The organism is Paenibacillus sp. MMO-177 (assembly GCF_037147795.1).
In the GTDB taxonomy this organism is placed as follows: domain Bacteria; phylum Bacillota; class Bacilli; order Paenibacillales; family Paenibacillaceae; genus Pristimantibacillus.
The window spans coordinates 182,878-202,798 of the sequence record NZ_JBBCUR010000007.1 but is presented as its reverse complement, the minus strand read 5'-3'; the positions used below and the strand labels follow the sequence as shown (position 1 = coordinate 202,798).

At 50.9% G+C, this 19,921-nt stretch carries 13 protein-coding genes and 2 pseudogenes; 8 read left to right on the top strand and 7 right to left on the bottom strand.

Annotation, left to right across the window (positions count from 1 at the left end):
- Positions 1–5 precede the first annotated feature (5 nt).
- On the top strand, positions 6–644 hold the full coding sequence (locus tag WFK81_RS22875; protein WP_336788746.1) for a hypothetical protein: 639 nt from the start codon (positions 6–8) through the stop codon (positions 642–644).
- Between the two features lie 65 nt (positions 645–709).
- Here the strand turns inward: WFK81_RS22875 and WFK81_RS22870 are convergent, their stop codons facing one another.
- From WFK81_RS22870 to WFK81_RS22860, 3 genes are read right to left on the bottom strand one after another with little or no spacing between them, the layout of a single operon-like run.
- On the bottom strand, positions 710–1,690 hold the full coding sequence (locus WFK81_RS22870) for an alginate lyase family protein (protein WP_336788744.1): 981 nt from the start codon (positions 1,688–1,690) through the stop codon (positions 710–712).
- 18 nt (positions 1,691–1,708) lie between these two features.
- Positions 1,709–5,686 (bottom strand): glycoside hydrolase family 2 protein, encoded by a 3,978-nt coding sequence (locus tag WFK81_RS22865; protein WP_336788742.1) that lies wholly within the window; start codon positions 5,684–5,686, stop codon positions 1,709–1,711.
- Positions 5,683–6,354 carry a hypothetical protein gene (locus WFK81_RS22860; protein ID WP_336788740.1) on the bottom strand — a complete coding sequence of 224 codons (672 nt, stop codon included), beginning with the start codon at positions 6,352–6,354 and terminating at the stop codon, positions 5,683–5,685. Before WFK81_RS22860 ends, WFK81_RS22865 begins: the two co-directional genes overlap by 4 nt.
- 115 nt (positions 6,355–6,469) lie before the next feature.
- Here WFK81_RS22860 and WFK81_RS22855 point away from each other — a divergent pair, with 115 nt between their 5' ends.
- A complete protein-coding gene (locus tag WFK81_RS22855) occupies positions 6,470–7,342 on the top strand; it encodes an AraC family transcriptional regulator (protein ID WP_336788739.1) in 873 nt (290 codons plus the stop codon).
- Positions 7,343–7,352: 10 nt separating this feature from the next.
- On the opposite strand, the gene WFK81_RS22850 is transcribed toward WFK81_RS22855, so the two are convergent.
- A complete protein-coding gene (locus WFK81_RS22850) occupies positions 7,353–8,222 on the bottom strand; it encodes a helix-turn-helix transcriptional regulator (protein WP_336788737.1) in 870 nt (289 codons plus the stop codon).
- 162 nt (positions 8,223–8,384) lie between these two features.
- On the opposite strand from WFK81_RS22850, the gene WFK81_RS22845 reads away from it, so the two are divergent.
- The 3 genes from WFK81_RS22845 (at position 8,385) to WFK81_RS22835 (ending at position 12,925) form a co-directional block, all read left to right on the top strand.
- Complete coding sequence (locus tag WFK81_RS22845; protein WP_336788736.1) at positions 8,385–10,358, top strand: beta-galactosidase trimerization domain-containing protein; 1,974 nt, start codon at positions 8,385–8,387, stop codon at positions 10,356–10,358.
- A gap of 30 nt (positions 10,359–10,388) precedes the next feature.
- Positions 10,389–11,516 (top strand): serine hydrolase domain-containing protein, encoded by a 1,128-nt coding sequence (locus WFK81_RS22840; protein WP_336788734.1) that lies wholly within the window; start codon positions 10,389–10,391, stop codon positions 11,514–11,516.
- A gap of 125 nt (positions 11,517–11,641) precedes the next feature.
- Positions 11,642–12,925 (top strand): ABC transporter substrate-binding protein, encoded by a 1,284-nt coding sequence (locus tag WFK81_RS22835; RefSeq protein WP_336788732.1) that lies wholly within the window; start codon positions 11,642–11,644, stop codon positions 12,923–12,925.
- Between the two features lie 43 nt (positions 12,926–12,968).
- Here the strand turns inward: WFK81_RS22835 and WFK81_RS22830 are convergent, their stop codons facing one another.
- The 3 genes and pseudogenes from WFK81_RS22830 to WFK81_RS22820 all read right to left on the bottom strand — a co-directional run.
- Entirely contained in the window at positions 12,969–14,147 is a 1,179-nt protein-coding gene (locus WFK81_RS22830) for a glycoside hydrolase family 130 protein (protein WP_336788730.1), read from the bottom strand.
- Between the two features lie 31 nt (positions 14,148–14,178).
- Positions 14,179–15,261, bottom strand: a pseudogene (locus tag WFK81_RS22825) (AGE family epimerase/isomerase); the annotation flags it as partial.
- A gap of 117 nt (positions 15,262–15,378) precedes the next feature.
- Positions 15,379–16,323, bottom strand: a pseudogene (locus WFK81_RS22820) (glycoside hydrolase family 113); the annotation flags it as partial.
- Positions 16,324–16,675: 352 nt separating this feature from the next.
- On the opposite strand from WFK81_RS22820, the gene WFK81_RS22815 reads away from it, so the two are divergent.
- From WFK81_RS22815 to WFK81_RS22805, 3 genes are all read left to right on the top strand, one after another.
- On the top strand, positions 16,676–17,959 hold the full coding sequence (locus WFK81_RS22815; protein WP_336788728.1) for an ABC transporter substrate-binding protein: 1,284 nt from the start codon (positions 16,676–16,678) through the stop codon (positions 17,957–17,959).
- Positions 17,960–18,084: 125 nt separating this feature from the next.
- The gene (locus WFK81_RS22810) at positions 18,085–18,969 is read left to right on the top strand and encodes a carbohydrate ABC transporter permease (protein WP_336788726.1); all 885 of its coding nucleotides are present in this window, start codon (positions 18,085–18,087) and stop codon (positions 18,967–18,969) included.
- Positions 18,970–18,971: 2 nt separating this feature from the next.
- Positions 18,972–19,802 carry a carbohydrate ABC transporter permease gene (locus WFK81_RS22805; protein ID WP_336788723.1) on the top strand — a complete coding sequence of 277 codons (831 nt, stop codon included), beginning with the start codon at positions 18,972–18,974 and terminating at the stop codon, positions 19,800–19,802.
- Positions 19,803–19,921: the final 119 nt, after the last annotated feature.

Here is a 19,921-nt window from a genome sequence, read left to right as displayed (position 1 = left end):
GATAAATGCAGGAGAGAAGTATAAGAAGGGGAGATGCGAGTCTGATGTTTATATTCTGCTTACTGGCTTTTCTTGTTACTCTAGTTATTGGAATAGTAAGAGTTGTACAAAAGAGGAATAAACAGTTTGAGCGTTGGTTTGCATTATCATCCGCATTCCTGATTCTTACGATTATATTATCGTTTATCGGCAGTAAAGACTCAGAAATATCATATGATCCATTATCGCAGTCAAATACAATGACTACATTTGCTACAGACTGGGCAGAACAAGTTAATGAAATCGCAGACAAAGATTTATCCGAAACAGAAAAAATTGGTCAAGTATCAAGTCTTGCAGAATCCTACAAGCTAGAAGATAAAAACGAACTCAGGGACTATGAGAAATATCTGGTAGGTGAATTCAAATCCGGGGGATACTTAATGGATATTAAGGATCACAATTATATGCTGAGGAACATTTTTATCGCTGAAGTAGTGGACAATTATTATAACGATACAGACAATCGACCAATCGACAAATTTGCTTTTAATTTCTTGCAAAATACAAAATATACCTATCGGGGAGAAGATGCGGTAGACAGTGATGCCGTAAAAGAAAATGAGGAACAGATGACTAAAGTATTAGAAAAAATAAAACAATAAAAGATAACAAAACAGGGCTTCCCAAATTCATTTAATGATTTTGGGAAAGCCCTGTTCTTTCGTTATTAGAGCAGCTCCGGAAAAACCCATGCGTAAGACTGAAAGTAACCGTTGTTTTTGTTCCGGTTGCCGATGATCGGGCGATGCGGTGAGACGAATCGATCGTATTCGGGATCCTCGTAAATGTTGGACATGGCTTCATAGAGATCAAGAGGCCAAGTCCGGGAAGAGAGAGGATTCGGGACGTTCTGGCCTTTCTCGTATGGCCATTCCAAGGCACGGCCGTTGGCGTAGTAAAGCAGCGTATCAAGCGCCCTCTTGATGGTATTGCCGCTTGGGGAAGTCCAGCGGAACAAGTCCTCGCCCGTATAATCCAGTACCTGCTTGCAAGCCGCCGTGAGAGGAGCGAGAGCAAAGTAGTGGTACCAGATCGAATTGGTTCCTCTTAGCGTTTCTTCCGGGATAAAGCCGGTAAGCGACAGGGAAGAGTCGATATGCTCCTTCAAATGCGCGACCTCCTCCGCAAAACCGGCTTGATCATCCAGGAAGCGATAGAGCAGCAGCTGGGCATACAAGCTCCAGCTCCACCAATTGTTCCGGAGCGGGATACGATCCCACTCCGGTAATAGAACGGTTGTGATCCAATGAACAAATGAACCCCGATCCTCCTGGCTCCATCCCGGATAACCTTTTAGCCACTCCGCCGCCTGAAGAAAGCCTGATCCCAAATAAGCGGACACCAGCGGACCGTCTTTGTCCGCGAGCTCCCGGTTAATAGAAGCCCAGCCCTGCAGCAGCTCCACCGCTTTGTCCGCATAGATGGACTGACCGGTAACCCGGTAAGCAAGAGCTGTCGCGTAAGCGGCTTGCGCATCGGCTTCCATGAGTTTTTTCGCGGCCTGGTGACCGGCGGTATCGAAATAAAAGCCGGGGATATGCCAGACAGGAACGGCATGACAGCTGACGGACATACTCTCCTCCGCTAAACGCAGAAGTTCATCTTTAGCTGCAGCGGCGGTTTTGGAAATGAGTTCCTTTTTGCTCATGAGGACGTTCCTCCAATTCTATTTAGGCTCTACTTCGTCGAGAGTCAGCTTGTATTGCAGATGCTTCATCGGAGTGCCGTCCGTATTTTTTAAAACCATGCCAATCCTGATATCCTCTTCCGTACCGTCCACAATGGCAATCAGGCGGTTAATTCCGGCTTGGAGAGTAATCTCTTGATCCGGCGCGTGCACCGGGCTGCCGTTTATATAAATCTCGCAGGAGCTGTTGGTTGTGATTAGGAGCCGACCGTTGATTTCGTCTAACGTTGGGGCCAGCATATAAACAAAGCAGCTGACAAACCAGCGGTCTCCGTTTGGATTAGGAATGCGGAACGTTCCGTCATAACGGCTCCGCTCTTTTTTCTGCATCCAGCCGTAAAGTCCTTCACCCAGATTGTTGAGCGAGAACTCGGGATCGATATAGTAAGCTTTCATAGCTTCAAAATCGACATAAGGCCGGCAAGGCATGGCCATGATTTTCTCTACGGCCCATTGACCGCTGCCTTTGACTGCCGACAGGAGACCGTCATCAAATGACGCGCCGAGATTAGCAAGCAATCTCGTATACAAACGAATCGACTTGTCGCTTTCCGTTTCCAGAAGAAACTGAGAGAGCACAAAAAGCCCTTGGCCTGCCTGCATTTGAAGGAGGTAATGCCCGGCTGGTTGTTCTTTCTCCCGATTCAGTTCAACCAGAGCTAGTCTGCTGTATTCATCCGTATGCTGGCCGATGAAATAATCGTGCCATGCGGTACCTTCCACACTCTTGCACAGTACGTCAGCGCCGTCCGCCGACAGGCTATGCGAAGCGAGTGGGCGGTTCACGACATCCCGGGGAGACAAGAACACCTTGTCGTAACCAAACAAATCTACCGGACTAAAGCCTTGAACGGCTGGCTCCGAATAGACCGCTTCAAGATGATACGTTTCTTTTTCCCGGACAGTGACAGTCTGATCCAGCAATGCGGCCAGCACAGCATCTTGCCCGATTACCGCCGGAAGGATGACAACCCTGCCGCCTTTATCCGCATATTCCCGTATAGCCTCACCCGAATCAGGATCTGCTAGCAGATGCGGCTCAATCAGAATTAGGCCATATTCGTCAAGCGGCTTGTTCCGAAGCTCCCGCAGCAGAATGAATGAAACGCATAGCGTACGCAGGAAAACTTCCGTTTTTCCTCCCGGCTCTATGAACGCGCCCGTACGTCGGCTAACCGTATTCTCGGCGTTCCCCGCATAAGCAATCAAATTCCGCAGCAGGAAGCAGGCTTGCGGCACACGATAGAAGTTCGTCATCAGTTCCAGCTGATTGGCAACAAACAGCCCTTCCTTGCTCCGGTATTCCAGAAGCGGCGACCATAAATCTCCGCCATCGCCGAAATCCCCCGCACTGCATTCCAGAAGCATCGTGAAATTACCTTTTACAGGCTTCTCGAAGGCAGCATGGATAATCGGGAGAGGACCGTCTTCCCGAAGCTCTTCGTGCCAGAATATGAAATCGTCGTTACCTAGTCCTTGAAGAACGGGATGGCTGTAATCCCCGGAATGAGCTCTCATGAAGTCTTGCCGGGAGATTGCCAAATCTCCGAAGGACAAATGAAACTGCTCGAGCAGCACAACCCTGCCGCCTTGACTGACGTACCGGTTAAGCGCATCCTCAAGCCGTCCATCCGGATCTTCGAGTTTGCTTCCCGCCACGAGGAGATGCTCGGGGGACAGCTGCGGGATCTGCTCCATAGAGATGGGCTCGCAGGCCGGAAGCAATGCACGAATAATAGCGTAGTCCTGCTCGCCGCCTATATAAACGACAGGCCGGTTGATGACGACGGGCTCCGTCTTATATCGGGAGGGATAAAGCTTGAAGCACAAATCCAGTTCATGCATAGGTACGTTATCATGCAGCAACAGTGCGTGTAATTGAATAAGAGATTGATCATGAACGGATTCCGGCTTCCATCTTGTTGTTACCGTGATGCGATTAGCCGGAGCTTGCCGGAACTCGAAAGTCTCCTTGTGAATGAGCCGTCCTTCCTGCCGCACTTCGCAGACAACAGTCGTTTGACGGGTATGCAGCGTGTCGTTATACACATCAAAACTCCGGACAATTGGCCCATCATCAAAAAACGAGCGGTTGTATTCGGAAGGAATAAGAGTGGCGGGCTTAAAGGCAGCGGCCAAAATATCAAAGGACGGATTTTTCCTGTACGTCGGATACTCCTTCGGAAGAAGGCCGTTATTAAGGGTTAGGGAGTACCGCGGAATTACTTTCAGCTGCGGACCTTCCGATTCCGAATCGGACAGCTGAAGCGGGATGTCCCGCTCGGGCATCGCACGCATGAAATAATGGGCAAAGTTGAAGGTGGACAGACCCGATACCCCTTGCCGCCTCGCGTATTCGATAAACAAACGTTCTTTTTCCGCCAGCCCCTTCGCGCATTCCTCCGTATCCTTGTACGCAAGATGACCAACGTACATGCTGCTGTTCTGAGGGCAAATATACCACCAGCCGCCATGCTCGCCAAAAACAAGAGGCGCCTTGCGGTCCCAATCGTCAACGGTTCCGTCGATATTGTAATGCCGGGTCTCGACCTCGGTAAGTTCTTTGGCAAGAAGACGGTTATCCCCCTCCAGAATGATAGGGCGGGTAGGGTCTAGCTCGCGAATGACAGCCATCATAGACGGGATATGCAGCTTAAATCCGTCGCGCCCGTCGACCCAGCGCATCTCGTTCTGCAGACTCCACAGAATAACGGAAGGATGATTCCTGTCCCGTTCCACCAATCTTCGGATATGATCCTTGCAGTTCGTAATAAATTCGGGATGATCGGCCAACATCGATTTGCTGGAGCCGTAGATGGCGGTTTCATCCACAATCAGCATGCCTTCTTCATCGGCAATGTCCAAATAATAAGCCGGATGCGGCTCCGCATGAAGGCGAACGCAGTTCACACCGGCCTCCTTGCACATGCGATACCAATTCCTTACGTACTCTTTCGTTTGCTGAATCCCTCCTTGGAAATGCCAGGAATCGCCGCGCAGGTTAAGGGGGATTCCGTTTAAGTAGAATTGTGGACCATCATAAGTGATTTCGCGAAAACCGAATCTTTCCTCCGTCCGGTCCAGTAGGCGGTCACCGTCCAGCAGCAACAGCTCCAGCGTATAGAGGAAGGGATGATCCGGACTCCACAGCTTGGCATCGGCCCATTCGATAGAGAAAACGGCTTGGCTGGATTGGCCTTCACCCGACCATTCGCCCGAAACCGCCTCAGCCTCAATAATAGGGGAGGATGCCTGCGAGCTGCTCTCCCGTACACGCAGCTCAACTCTAATCGACGAGTCTATCTGCTGCTCCGTATGTGGATGGCTTATCCCGGCACTTACGTGGAGCCGGCCTTTCCGGACGGATGTGCGGATCGTTACATCCGAGAGCGATACAACCGGTCTGCTTTCTAAATAAACATCCGCCCATAGGCCTCTTGCAAGCGCGCCAAACCAGGAGCCGACCAGCCCTGTAACCTTTTGCTGTCCGGAAGGCAGCGTAACTTTGTCAAAGCTGCCGCACACGACATGCAGATGGTGGGCGGTTCCAGACCGAATCCGTTCGGTTACCTCCACGAGTAGCGGGAGATAACCGTCCTCCCAGACCGCGGTCAGCTGATGGTCCAGATAGATGGCGGCTTTTTGCATAACGCCGTCAAACCTCAGAAATATACGCTCGTTCATCCCTTCAGGCGCCTGAAACACCCGATGGAGCACGCCGGCATCCGCCCGCTCCCATTCCTTCGGGTAACCATTCAGATCATAGGGAGCATACCCGTGCTCCTTTATTTCCCCAAAGCTTTTGCCCGATGCCCGCACGTAAGAAGAACGCCAGCTGGACGGGACCTGTACTTTCCGTTCCTCGTAGATGAGTCGCTCTGGAAGAGTCAAGTCCGATCCATGCCCATACAGAGGCATGAAATCCCATTCGCCATTTAAGCTATATGCTGTTCTCATCGTACATGCTCCTCGTCATAAGCTTTCCCTTCAAGCTGGAGCAGCAGGGGAATCTCTAGCCAGGCCAGGGGTTTGCCGGCGTCTTGGTCCCACATGATGAAGTGGGGATCCATTGCGGCTTGCCAATCGGACGGCGTGTTTGCGGTGTCAAGCCTGCCTGTATACGGGGGAGGCTCAATCGTAGCCGGTGATTCGGAATAGAAAAACAATAGATTCTCATAGAGAGCGATCATGCCGTATTTGTCCCCGTCTCCGGGACGCTCTTCCTGATATTGATAGTGGTAGAAAATGTAGCTCGCTACTTGTTCCGGCTTCAAATGCGCGATCCGGGCATAAGGCTTTGGCGAAGGATGGCTCCGGCGCCAATGCTCCGCGCTGACGGGCTGCTGATAATGGAAAATGTCCATCATCGGCACCCAACTCCGGGGCGTGTCCGCACCCGGCCAAGGCTCAAGTCCGGAGTCGCATTGCCGGAAGAAAGAGTGCGGATCGAGGTCGTTTAATGGGCTCTCATAGTATAGAAAAAGCTTGGATCCATAGTGGAACAGACTAAGATGATGCACATCCGCTTCCTTCATCCGTTCAAGAAGCTCGTGTTCCATATCGCGGAAGTTGACTAAGGGATCTACGTCATGGCGGCATTGCGCCAAATAATGATATCGCTGCATGAGGCACCTCCGGGTTCTATCATCAAGATGCCTTCATTATATAACCGGACGAATTATTCCCTGTTGTGCTAAGATATAACTAAATTGCGATTCTATCTTTGAGGGAGAGATACCTTTGACATCTCGTATCGAGCATGTGGCACCGGGGCAAAGCAGCTTTTTTCTCGCTTTCCGGGATGAATGGACGGAGGAGCATTTTCTCCGGTTTCATGCCCATCAAGGTCTTGAATTGCTTTTTATTCATGAGGGTCACGGAGTTGTGGAGGTGGAAGGCAACAGCTACGAGCTTGAAGGGGGGACGTTGTTCTGCTTCCAGCCTTATCAGCTGCACAAGCTGGAAATTCCGAGACGGAAGAGCGCCCGCTATGTCAGGACCAACCTGACCTTTGATCCCCGGTTTTTGGAGCCCTACCTGGCGCCATTCCCGAAGCTGTTATCGTTCCTCCGTTATTTGACCAGGGGAGCGCTGCCCGCGCCTAAGTTCGCCTTTTCGGAAAATGAACTGATGCCTATAATCGAATGCCAGGTACAGGCTGTACGGGAGCACGCGGAGGAGCAGGAGACCCAAATTTTGCTGTTGATTTCCTTGCTGCGTTATCTGCAGTTGTCGGTCATTGCTCAGCCCGAGCCTTCTCCCGAAGAGTGGTCCGCCGCCAAAACCGTCCATATCGAAGCGATGATGGATTGGACCGAGCGTCATTTCCGTGAGCCCTTCAGCCTTGAGCTGCTCGCCGAAGAGCTGCATTTGTCCTCTTACTACGTCTCTCATCTATTTAAGCAATATACGGGAGTATCGCTGACGGATTACGTGACGGCAAGACGAATGCGCGAGGCATGCGTGCTCCTCGGAAGCACCGACATGCCGGTGCGGCAGATCGCTTATGAGGTTGGCCGATTAAGCGCTCCTTATTTCTGCAAGCTGTTCAAAAAGCAAAAAGGAATGACGCCTCTGGACTACCGCTCTGCGCTGCATTATGCCGCCAAGTAGCCAACCCGGGTTATACCCGGCCGATTCTGACGGAACGGTATTGCCCGGGAGTTATGCCCTCTTGTTTGCGGAACAGCCTTATGAAGTAATTCGCACTCTCGATTCCTACTTGCTGGCCGATCTCGGATACGGAATGCTCGGTGCTCTCAAGCAGCGATTTCGCCTTTTTGATCTGCAGGTTATGCAAATATTGAAGAGGGCTCATCCCCGTATATTTTTTCAGGCAGCGGGCGAGATAGTCGAAATGGAAATGCAGAGTCTGCTCCATATGCTTCGCGTCAAACGGGCGGGTCATATGCTGCTGCAAATAAGCGATCGTCTGATCGCAGAGCAGCCTGGACCGGGGAGCCAATTGGCTGCTTACCGCTGTCTGCAGTTCGACAAACAGACCGGCTAACAGCGTCTGGAGCGGCAAGGAGCTTGCGGGCGACAAAGTATGATGGAGCTCCAGCATCTGCTGCAGGAACGGAAGAACGTCGGTGGCTCGTATATTCGCGAATTTCGGTAAGTACATGACCTGCCGATGGGGAGTAAGGTCGTCGTTACTCCCTTTGACAAAAGGTATCGACCACGAGATCTGACCGCTGTCCATCGTGCGGACCGGGGCGGGATGTGCGAAATGGATCCAGTAGATTTCGGTTATTTCCTCGCATGGACGATGCCCGATATGCATTTGGTTCGGCTCCAGCACAAGCATGCTGCCTTCCTTAATCTCGTAGGGCACATCGTCTTCGGTCATATACAAGGTCCCTTTCAGAACAAACAGCATGTCGTATACGTTAAACGATCTTGCCACATGCTGCTGTCCCGGCGTCCAGAAGGAATGCCCGATCGTTAACAGCTGCGGAAGCGGAGGGATGATCAGTTCCAGGCAATGCATGGTGACAACAGCTCCTTTGCCTTTGTAATCGCTTACCCGATTTTATCACGGCCATTGTCCGTTAGGTAGAAAATGTGCTATAAAAAGTCGTTAATGAACCTGTCCGGCCTAACGCGGAACTTATATAGTTAAGGTAAACCGAACCGGAAAGGATGACAACTTATGCGTTTTCGCCAGGTCCATCTAGATTTCCATACCTCAGAGGCTATCGCCCCCATTGGTCAACGTTTTGACAAAAAGCAGTTCCAGGAGATGCTGCGGCTAGGCCATGTCGATTCCATTACCGTATTCTCCAAATGCCATCACGGCTGGGCTTACCATCCTTCGGAAGCAAACGAGATCCACCCGGGTCTCAGCTTTGATCTGCTTGCCGCCCAGATCGAGGCTGCGCATGAGATTGGCGTCAAGACTCCGGTCTACTTGTCCGCCGGACTTGACGAGAAGCTGGCCAGACGGCATCCGGAATGGCTGATCCGCGACGAGAACGATAACACCGGTTGGGTAAAAGGCTTTTTGGAGCCGGGCTATCATCAATTTTGCATGAATTCCCCGTATCTCGATATCCTTCTCGCGCAAATTCGCGAAGTGGTGTCGCGTTACGATGCGGACGGCGTATTCCTCGATATTGTTGGCGTGCGCAAATGCTATTGCCATAACTGTATAGAGAGCGCAAGGCGAGAAGGCATGGATCCAAGGGATGAGCAAGCCATGCGCTGTTTATGGGAGAGAACGTATGCCAATTATACGGCAAGGGTGAAGGAAACGGTGGAGTCGGTAAAGCCCGGACTGCCGATCTTCCACAATGGCGGACACATTAAGCGGGGACGCCGCGACTTGGCCATGATGAACACCCATTTGGAGCTGGAATCGCTGCCGACGGGCGGCTGGGGTTACGATCATTTCCCTCTGTCGGCCAGATACGCCCAAACTCTTGGCGTTGATTTCCTTGGCATGACGGGAAAATTCCATACGTCCTGGGGAGAATTCGGCGGCTATAAGCATCCGAACGCCCTACGTTACGAAGCGGCTCTCAGCATAGCCAATGGCGCGAAATGCTCCATCGGGGATCAGCTGCATCCGGACGGTTATATGGATAAAGCTACGTATGCGCTTATTGGCGCCGCTTATAGCGAGGTTGAGAGCAAGGAAGCTTGGTGCGTGAACGCGGCAAATGTCGCCGATGTGGCTCTTCTGTCGCTTGAAGCTTTTGGCGTCCATGAGAAAGCGCGGGATGGGCAATCCAAAGGAGCCTCCGATGCAGGAGCCGTGCGGATGCTGCTTGAGGGTAAAATTCTGTTTGACGTTATCGACAAGGAGCATGATTTTAGCGTCTATAAGGCATTGATATTGCCGGATTACGTTGCAATTGATGAACCACTGCTGAACAAGCTGGAGATGTACCTTCAGCAAGGCGGAAAGCTTCTCGCCACGGGCTGGTCCGGGCTTGATCCGGCAGGAGAAGAGTTTGCCATTGACTTCGGAGTACGGTACCTGGGATTGAACCCTTACAAACCCGACTACTTCCGTCCGGGCTTTGCGTTAAAGAGCTTAAAGGAGGCCTCCTTCATCTTTTATTCCCAGGGGCAAAAGATTGAGCTTAACGGGGGAACCGAGCTAGGCAGGCGCGAAGACCCGTACTTTAACAGGGATGCGTTTGCGTTCTGCTCCCATCAGCATACGCCAAGCAGCCACAATAACGGAGGCCCCGGCATGGTGGAGAGCGATAGCGGAATCTACATCGCCTGGAACGTATTTGAGGATTACGCGAAGAAAGGCAGCCTGATTCTGAAGGAAGCCGTTCTATACGCGCTGGATCGCCTGCTTCCGGATAAGACGCTTCAAACCAGTCTGCCCGCGCAGGGCATCGTTACCCTTCAGGAGCAGAAGGAACGGAATCGCTTAGTTAATCATCTCCTGTATGCTTCGCCGGTAAGAAGAGGCGACGGGGTGGAAGTGATCGAGGATATTATTCCGCTGTACAATGTTCAGGTTTCCGTCCGGACATCTCGTCCCGTGAAGCAGGTGTATCTGGCGCCGCAAATGACTCCGCTGCCGTTCAGCAGCAACGATGGCGCAGTTGCTTATACCGTACCCGAGCTGGAATGCCATCAGATGGTTGTTATGGATTACGAATAGAAACTTATCTCATAGAATGGAAGTGCACTCATGAAAGCTTTGACCGAATTTATCGACCGATTGACCTCCTGGCGCATTCCATGGGCGGAGGTAATGGTTATTCACCGCAATGAAACGGTATTCCGTTATCGCAGCGGTCTCTCCAATCTGGAAGAAGAAACTCCTATTGAAGAGGGACGTATCTTCAATCTCTATTCCATGACGAAAATTATGACCTGCGTGGCGGCTCTTAAGCTTGTGGAGCAGGGCAAAATGCTGCTGAACGATCCGCTGTCCGCTTACCTTCCCGAATATGCGGACATGAACGTCCGCAAGCGTCTTCCCGATGGAAAGCTTGAGATCGAAAGAGCAAAGAAACCAATTCTTGTTCGCGACCTGTTTACGATGACGGCCGGCTTCTCTTATGATATCGGATCTCCTTCCTTGAAGGAGGTTGCGGAGCAAACGAAAGGAAGGGTGCCGACTCGCGCCTTTGCCGAGGCATTGGCCAAAGAACCGCTTCTTTTCGAACCGGGCACACGCTGGAACTACAGCTTATGCCATGATGTGCTGGCGGCATTGGTAGAGGCTGTGGACGGCCGGCGTTTCGGCTCTTACATCCGGGAGGAGATTACGGGACCTTTGGGAATGAAGGATACGGCGTTTGATCTTTCGGAGGAGCAGCAGAGCCGCCTTCTTCCGCAATACGAATTCAAGGACGAACTGGGCAAGGCAATCCGCAAAGACGGAAACGGCTACCGGCTTGGCACGGAACACGAGAGCGGCGGTGCAGGGCTGCTCTCTACCGTAAGCGACTATGCTTTATTCCTCAATGCCCTCACCAATAAGGGAACAAGTCCGGAAGGCGTGCGAATTTTGTCGCCGACGATGGTTGATCTGATGAGGACGGACCATTTGACCGACCGTATGCGCGGGGATTATAACTGGGAGCAGCTGAAAGGCTACGGTTACGGATTGGGCGTCAGAACGCATGCGTCCAAAGCGCAAAGCGGATCGCTTAGCCCGCTTGGGGAATTCGGCTGGAGCGGTGCCGCAGGCTGCATGGCGATTATCGATCCGGATACGGAGCTGACCGTTATGTATGCCCAGCATTTGCTGAACAACCAGGAGCCCTATATTCATCCGCGGTTGAGAAATATCATCTATTCCAGTTTATAAAGAGAACGAACGCTTCATGCTATCCGTATAGCCCGCCTATGGCGGGCTGTTGCGGTTTTGTCGTATAATGGGAGAAAGCGCTTCCTGACGGGATTAGCCCGGAATAATCTAAGGAGGGACGGGATGTGAGGGGAATTGTTCGGATAACGTTAATTGTACTCGCCGTTTCTTTGGGGCTTGCGGGCTGTTCGATCGGGGAGAGAAAGACGGATACCGGCATCGGGAACGAATCCGGCGAAGGTACCGTTAAGAACCAAACGCTAAACGTGCTGACCAACCGAGTGGATTTGATTGAGAATGGTACGATGGATCGGTATGCCGCGCAGTTTGAGCGGGAGCACCCGGGCACTTCGGTGGAATTTCAAGGATTCAGCAATTATACGGCGGATATTATGACTCGTTTGTCTACTCTAAATATGGGGGATGTTCTTCTGCTGCCGGCTAATATGCTGGCTGAGGACCTGCCGCAATATTTTGAACCTCTTTCGGACGATTTGTTCGCTTCGGTCCGATTCGCCGACTATAAGTCGGTTAACGGAGTTCGGTACGGCATTGTGTCAGGAACATCCACGATCGGAATTGCGTACAACAAGAAAGCAATGGCAAAAGCAGGCGTAACCAAGCTTCCGACAACGCTCACTTCTTTTTATGAGGCATGCAAGAAGCTAAAGGCTGCAGGCATTACTCCGATTTTTCTGAATTACGGTGCGCAGTGGCCAATGAAGACCTGGGGGGAAGAGCTGGTAAGCTTTATGTCGGGGGATCCCGACTACCTAAACAAGATGGCGGATACGGACAAGCCCTGGGATATACACAATCAATGGGGACAGTCGATGAGGATCGTTCAAACGTTGATCCATAACGGCTACACGGAACAGGGCTTGATGAACAATCAATGGGAATTGTCCAAGAAAAAAATAGCGGATGGCGAAGCGGCCATGCTTCTTAACGGCAATTGGGTTATCAATCAAATTATTGAAGCGGGAGCGAAGCCGGAGGATATCGGATTTTTTCCTTTTCCTTATGATGATGAGGCTAAGCGTTACGCCCCGCTTGTCCCGGATTGGTTTATTGGCGTCAGCAAATTCAGCGGCAATAAGGAGCTCGCTAAATCGTGGGTGAAATTTTTTATAGAACAGTCCGGTTATGCTAAGGAGCAGGGGTATCTTCCCGTAAAGCTGGATTCGAGCACGGATTTGTCGCCTCAGTTGAAGCAGTTCCTGTCTTTCAAGCCGTCGTTTGTTGAAAACGTGCCGCCAAGCGACAAATTTCTTCGGATTGCGGAAAAGGCGAATCTATCTTTATGGTCGGGAGAATACATTCAGGATTGGATCGCTTCCCCCGATCTTCAGAAAACGTTCGAGCAATACAACGCCAAGTGGCAAGAAGCGCGTCATGTCGAGCAATAACCGAAAGGAGCTGTCCCAAACGGGACAGCTCCTTTATTTGCCTTTAGCTATTCAGCTGGAGATTGCGATCGATCAGTTTAATTCGCTGTTCGACGCACGCATGCGAACGAAGAGGGTCCTCCGGCGTATTCAGGACATAATCGAGCAGCTGGTCAACCGTTGTTGTTGCCACATGGCAGCGCGTGTCCGAGGAAGCGTAGTAAATGTACACTTCGCCGTTATCGCGAGCGATAACCCCATTGCAGAATACGACGTTAGAGACATCGCCGACACGCTCGATTCCTTCCGGAGCGAGGAAGTGTCCGCCGGGACGATGCGTGACAACATTGGGGCGGTCGAGCTCGGAGAGAAACGCGTACAGCACGTAACGCAAACCGGCCGCTGTGTTTCGGACGCCGTGGGCAATGTGAAGCCAGCCTTTGCTTGTCTTAATCGGAGCGGGCCCTTGGCCGTTCTTAACTTCTTTAATCGTATGATAATGGCGATGGTCCATAATCGTTTCGTTCTCGATGACCGCGTTGTCCATCGAACGCGATAATCCCCAGCCTATGCCGCCGCCGGAGCCCGCATCGATAAATCCGTCTTGAGGCCTGGTGTAAAAAGCATATTGTCCGTCAACAAACTCGGGATGAAGAACAACGTTCCGCTGTTGGTTCGACCCGGTTTTCAAATCCGCGAGACGTTCCCATGATTTAAGGTCTTTGGTTCGGACGATGCCGCATTGGGCAATGGCGCTGGATAAATCGCCCGGAGGGGCTGCTGGATCCTTGCGCTCGGTACAGAACAGACCGTAGATCCAGCCGTCCTCGTGCTTGACAAGACGCATGTCGTAAACGTTGGTATCCGGGACTTCGGTTTCCGGCAGCACGACGGGATGATCCCAGAAGCGGAAGCAGTCCACGCCGGTAGAGCTCTCGGCAACGGCGAAAAACGATTTGCGGTCATGGCCTTCCACGCGGGCGACAAGATAAAATTTACCGTTCAGCTCGATGGCGCCGGGATTAAATACGCAGTTTACGCCAAGACGCTCCATGAAATAAGGATTGGTCTCCGGGTTATAATCATACAACCAGATCGGCGGCGCATGCTCTGCGGTTAATACCGGATTCTCGTAGCGGTCGAAGATGCCGTTTCCGAAGGGCAGCTTGTGATTTGGGCGTTCGATTAATTGTTCGTAACGGGTGATAAGGGTCTCCTTGCGGCTTGAAAAAACAGTATTCATCAATAACTCCTCCAAATTGGGTAATAGTGGATTAACGGGACAAGCGTTCCAGCATCTCGAAGCATGCTCTGCCGTTGTGATAAGGGCATTTCCAGGCGCCAACCTTCGGATGTCCGTCGATAGGCCGGCCGTCCTTCGTTACGCTCCAGTACCATTCGCCATGCTCCCGGTCGACGAGGTAGTTCTGGATAAACCTCCAGGAAGCTTTGGCAGACTCGGCATAACGTTCGTCTCCCGTTAGCTCGTACGCGTTATAAAAGCCGACAACCGCTTCCGCCTGGGGCCACCAGTCGCGATTCTCGTCAATCAGACCTGAGCTGTCCGCTTCATTGGGAATTCCGCCGTCCGCATCGATTCCTTCGCGAAGCGTCGCTTCGGCCATTAAGACGGCGACGGCTTTTGCTTTTTGAAGCAGAACTTCATCGCCAAGCACCTCCGCCGCTTCATGAAGAAGCCAGCTGCCCTCAATATCATGGCCATAGGAAATATGCCCGGATTTGCTGTTCCACGCTTCGTCAAAGAAGAGCTTGAAATGGCCGGTTCCCTGATCAACGATAAAGTCCATTGTGATCCGAATCAGCTCGCAAAGGGATTTCCGAAGCGATTCGTCGGGCCATATCCGGTACAGGTTGGTATAACCTTCAAGCACGTGAAGATGGGTATTCATGGATTTTTTCTCGTTCAAATCCTTGTCGCTAAGACTAAGCTCGTCGGTGTTGCTCCAGTCTTCCGCAAGAGCTTCGATATAGCCGAGATGCAAGGGGTCGCGCCCATATTTTTCGATGAGCCGGTACAAACTCGCGGCCTCTTCCAGCGCTTCAGGATTGCCGGTTGCCCGGTAATACTCGGACCAGGCATAGACCGCGAAGGCTTGGCCGTAAATTTGTTTTTTGGCAGAGACCGGATTGCCCTCTGCGTCCAGCATCCAATAGAGTCCGCCGTGCTCGTTATCGATGAAATAGCTTCGGATGTAATGGTAAGCCCGGTTAGCGGCCTCCAAATATTCCTCTTTCCGGAATAGCCGGTAGGCGGAGGAAAAGGTCCACAGGATTCGGGTGTTTAATACAAGACTTTTATCGGCATGAGCCGTATACGTCATGTCTTGCATAATTTCGCCGACAAACCCTCCGAATCGTTCATCCGGCGTATGCTTCAGCCAGAAGGGGAGAATATTCTCGCCCAGCTCGCGCTCAATCTCAAGACGCCATTGTTGTCTCTCTTCTGCATATTCCCTTGTTTTTTGAGAGTAGTATCGTTTGACGACTTGCTCGCCCGATTTGCCGAACATGCAATAATCGTCATTCTTCGAAGCCTGATTCTCCGGATAAAGCTGCGCCGGCCAGTCCCATAGCATAAAACCGCCAACCCATTCTCTGGAATCGCAGGCCTCAAACATCGTCTCCAAATATTTTTGCTGCACTCGTTCATCCGGGTCGCCAACTAGTCCCCAATCATTGGGAAGCGCATCGGAGCCTTGGCGGCTTGGACAGCCTGCCTCCATGAAGAAGAATGGCTTCCGGTGGCGGCGCACGACGGCTTCAATCCGGTCCAGCTGCCGTTCCCAGTCGTTAATCGGGTAATAGCCGCTGGAGGAAATGACATCAACCGCATCCCACCAGCTGACATGATCCTCCTGATATTTGTCGCAGTTATAAGTAATAAGTCCGGAGTAGACCGCTCTTATTTTCCGAATCAGCTCTCGCCAATCGGATTCTCTGCGATCCGTCTGAACCATTTCGCAACCGATGCACAGCATCTCGCAGCCGGTTTCTTCGGCGATTGCGGCATAATGCAGCATGAAGTCGGTATACGAAGCGAACCAATCCGACCATTTGGGCTCGCAAGGAACATCGTGATCAAAGAAATTGATATGAGCCCTCCATGTGCCGTCCGCGCAATTCACGACAGGTTTCAGAACAACCTTTAGTCCGAGCCGTTTCGCCTCGCCGATGGCATGACGGACCTCTTGATCCGTAACGGTTGGGGCTTCCTTGTACGATACCGTTGTAGCCTGCGGGTGTGCCTGCATCGCGGCAAAGGTGACGGCGGTCCAGTTAACGTTTAGCCTTTGCGCCATAAGCTGCATGGAGCGTATTGCTTCTTCAGTCCCCCAGGTTCCCCGTATTCCGGTCCATCCCCAAGTCATACCGCCGATAAATTGTTTACTCATATGCATCTCTCCAAACTTAATCTGTTAGCATAACAAAAATAATAATTTGTTATCATAAGTTAACAACATCAATAATCATTTGGCAATAGCTTGCGTGAAAAAATACTTCCGGCCCCGATCCTAGGCTGAGAGCACCTTATATTTATATGAAACAGAAGAAAAACGGTAAAAAATAACGGTTTTAGCAAGGGGGAGAATTCATTTTATCTAAAGTGTTTTTAAGACTAGAAAAGATAATACAGACCATTTTATTATCCGGAGGATGGTTATATACTCGAAATGCAAGCGGTACCAAAAATAATATCAGGGGGAATTGTGAATGAAAAAGAAGTCATTGTTATTATTGTCAAGTGCAATTATGCTAACAACTTTAGCGGCATGCGGCGGAAATAACGGCAACAATAGCAACGGCAGCACTAACGCGAAGCCTTCGAACAGCACGGCGGAAGCAACGCCTGCCGCATCCGATGCGACAGGCGGCACCGAAAACATCAAAGGGAAAATCGTCTTTCTGTCGCAGCGTACCGATATGATCGGGAAAGAGTTTAATGATTACAAGAAAAGGTTCGAGGAAAAGTATCCTGGCGTAACGGTTGAGTTCGAAGGAATTACGGACTATGAGAAAAACGCCAAAATCCGGATTGCTTCAGGCAAATTCCCGGATGTAATTTTGATCGGACCCGGAATTCCAAACTCCGACTTCCCGAAATATTTCGCGCCGCTTGACGACATTCAGTTCTCGGACGAGATTCGTTTCAAGGATTTGAAAGCGTTTGAAGGCAAAATGTACGGCATTTCCTCCGGAAACAGCACGGTGGGAGTTGTCTACAACAAAAAGGCGTTTGAAAAAGCAGGCATTGCCGAAGTGCCAAAAACGCTTGACGAGTTTTATGCGGCGGCGCAAAAGCTGAAGGATGCGGGAATTGTGCCGCTGGCTTCCAACTTTAAAGACAAATGGCCGCTGGATGCTTGGATTTACGACGTTCCGACAATGGCAGGCGGTGCATCCGATCACCAAAACAAACGCGCGGACAGCGACACTCCGTACACGATGGACGGCGTATACGGCCAATCCTGGTCGATTCTCCGCACCTTGTACGAGAAGAACCTGCTGGAGAAAGACATCAAATCGACAAACTGGGAGAAGTCGAAAAAGGATGTTGCCCAAGGCAAATCCGGTATGTATTTGCTTGGCAACTGGGTTATTAACCAGGTTATCGACAACGGTGCGGCCTCGGAGGATATCGGCTTCTTCCCGTTCCCGGTCGACAACTCCGGCACGCTTAAGGCTCCGCTTAACCCGGACTGGTTCTATGCGGTTAATAAGAACGGCAACGTGCCCGCGGCGAAAGCTTTTGTGAAATGGATGATTGAAGAATCCGGTTATGAGGATTTTGCGGGCTTCATTCCGACGCTGAAATCCAAAGAGCCTAAGCTTTCGCAGCTGGCCGAATTCAACAGCTATAACCCTCAATACGTTGAGCTTGGGCCTTCGAACGACGCGGCCACCTCGATTCAGAATGCGGCGCAAATCGATCAGGGCAGCATGGTTCAGGAGTTTGTTTTATCGAAGGACCCGCAAGCTGTGCTTGATAAATACAACAAGCTTTGGGCAAACGCAAGAAAATCGGCGGCTAAATAGCAAGCATGCTTACCGTCTCGGGAGCGGGGCAATGGTCTTAACGCGACAACTGCTCCCGGGGCACACACCCATGCATGCCGGATCCAGATATCCGGCTGACTAGATAAGGGAGAGGAAGGGATTCCATGCTCAGCAGGCTTCCTTTTGGAACACAGAAAAAGATCATAATTATCATGTTTGTCGCGCTGCCTCTCCTGCTGCTCTTGACGTTCTCCTATTATCCGGCGCTCGAGCTCGTAAGGCTCAGCTTCACCAATTGGGACGGCATGAGCGCGGACAAAGAATGGATTGGGTTGCGGAATTACAAGGAGGTTTTCACGAATCCGGAGATATTCGGCGTGTTCAAGCATAACATTGCCTATTTTGTGGTTGGTATTGTACAAAATATAGCCGCAATCTATTTCGCCATTATTTTGAACGGAAAGCTGAAAGGCAGATATTTTTACCGGCTGCTGCTATTCCTGCCGTATATCCTTAACGGCGTGGCGGTCGCTTATTTGTTCGGTTATGTATTTGATACAACGGAAGGCTCGCTTAATTATTTGCTCGGCAAATTGGGACTAGGCTCGGAGACAAGCTGGCTTGGTTCCGAAAGGTTTGTGAATTATACGCTAGCATCCATCGGATTTTGGCGGTTTATGGGCTTTAATATGGTTATTTATTTGGCTGCGCTTCAGTCGATTCCTTCCGACTTGTATGAAGCGGCATCAATAGACGGCGCAAACAATTGGCAAAAATTCCGGTTCATCACGGTTCCCAATATATACAAAATTATTGAATTGAACTTGTTCCTGACCGTGACCGGCGCTCTGGAGGTATTCGACCTTCCGTTTGTATTGACCAACGGCGGACCTGCGGGAGCGAGTCAAACCTTTGTTATGAAAATTATCGAGACTGCCTTCCAGTTCAATAATTACGGACTTGCTTCGGCGATGAGCGTAGTCTTGTTGTTTGGCGTCGTTCTTGTGCTTTCCATACAAAGATACTTCTTGAACAAAGGGAGGGATTAATCATGACACGGGAAAATCCGGTCTGGACCGTTACCAAATATGTATCCCTGCTCATCGCAGCCTTTATCGTATTATTCCCGCCCTATATCATCGTGGCGAATGCCTTCAAGACTCCCGACGAATATTTAACGAAATCGGCCATGGCGCTTCCCGAGAGCTTCCTGAACTTCCGGAATTTCGGCGAAGCTTTTGTGCAGGCCGATATGGGAAGAGCGTTTGGCAATACGCTTATCATACTCGGTACGACGCTTGTTCTAAACGTGCTGCTTGGTTCCGCTTTCTGTTATGCGGTGTCCCGCTTTCAGTTCAAGCTGCAGGGGCCGCTGGTGGGACTGTTCTTGTTCGCGACCATTATTCCGCAAATTACAACCCAGGTCATTAATTACAAGACGATTCAAGGACTCGATCTGACCAATCATCTGATGGGACCCGTCCTGCTCTATGTCGGAGCGGATATTTTGCAGATTTATATTTATCTGCAGTTCATCCGCAACATTCCTTATGATTTGGACGAAGCGGCCATGATGGAGGGAGCATCCTTGTTCAAAATCTTCTTTTCCGTCATCTTCCCGCTGCTTGGGCCGGCAACGGCCACCATTGTCATTCTGAAGACGATTGCCATCTATAACGACATGTATACGCCGTTTCTGTACTTGCCGGGCTCGGAAAACGTCGTTGTTTCGACTTCGTTAATGCGGTTCTTTGGCGTCAACAGCGGGGATTGGCAAATGGTATCCTCCGCGATTCTCATTATTATGATCCCAACCGCGATTATGTACGTGTTCTTGCAGCGTTATATCTTTGCCGGTGTCACCAATGGGGCTGTCAAATAGAAAGCATGGACATAAGGCGATAGAGGGAACGGGAAAGTTCTCTCTATCCGCCATACAGCAGCAGGCGGCTTCGTTTTTTCTTTGAATTGAAAGCGCTTTAACACATTCTGTCCATGGAG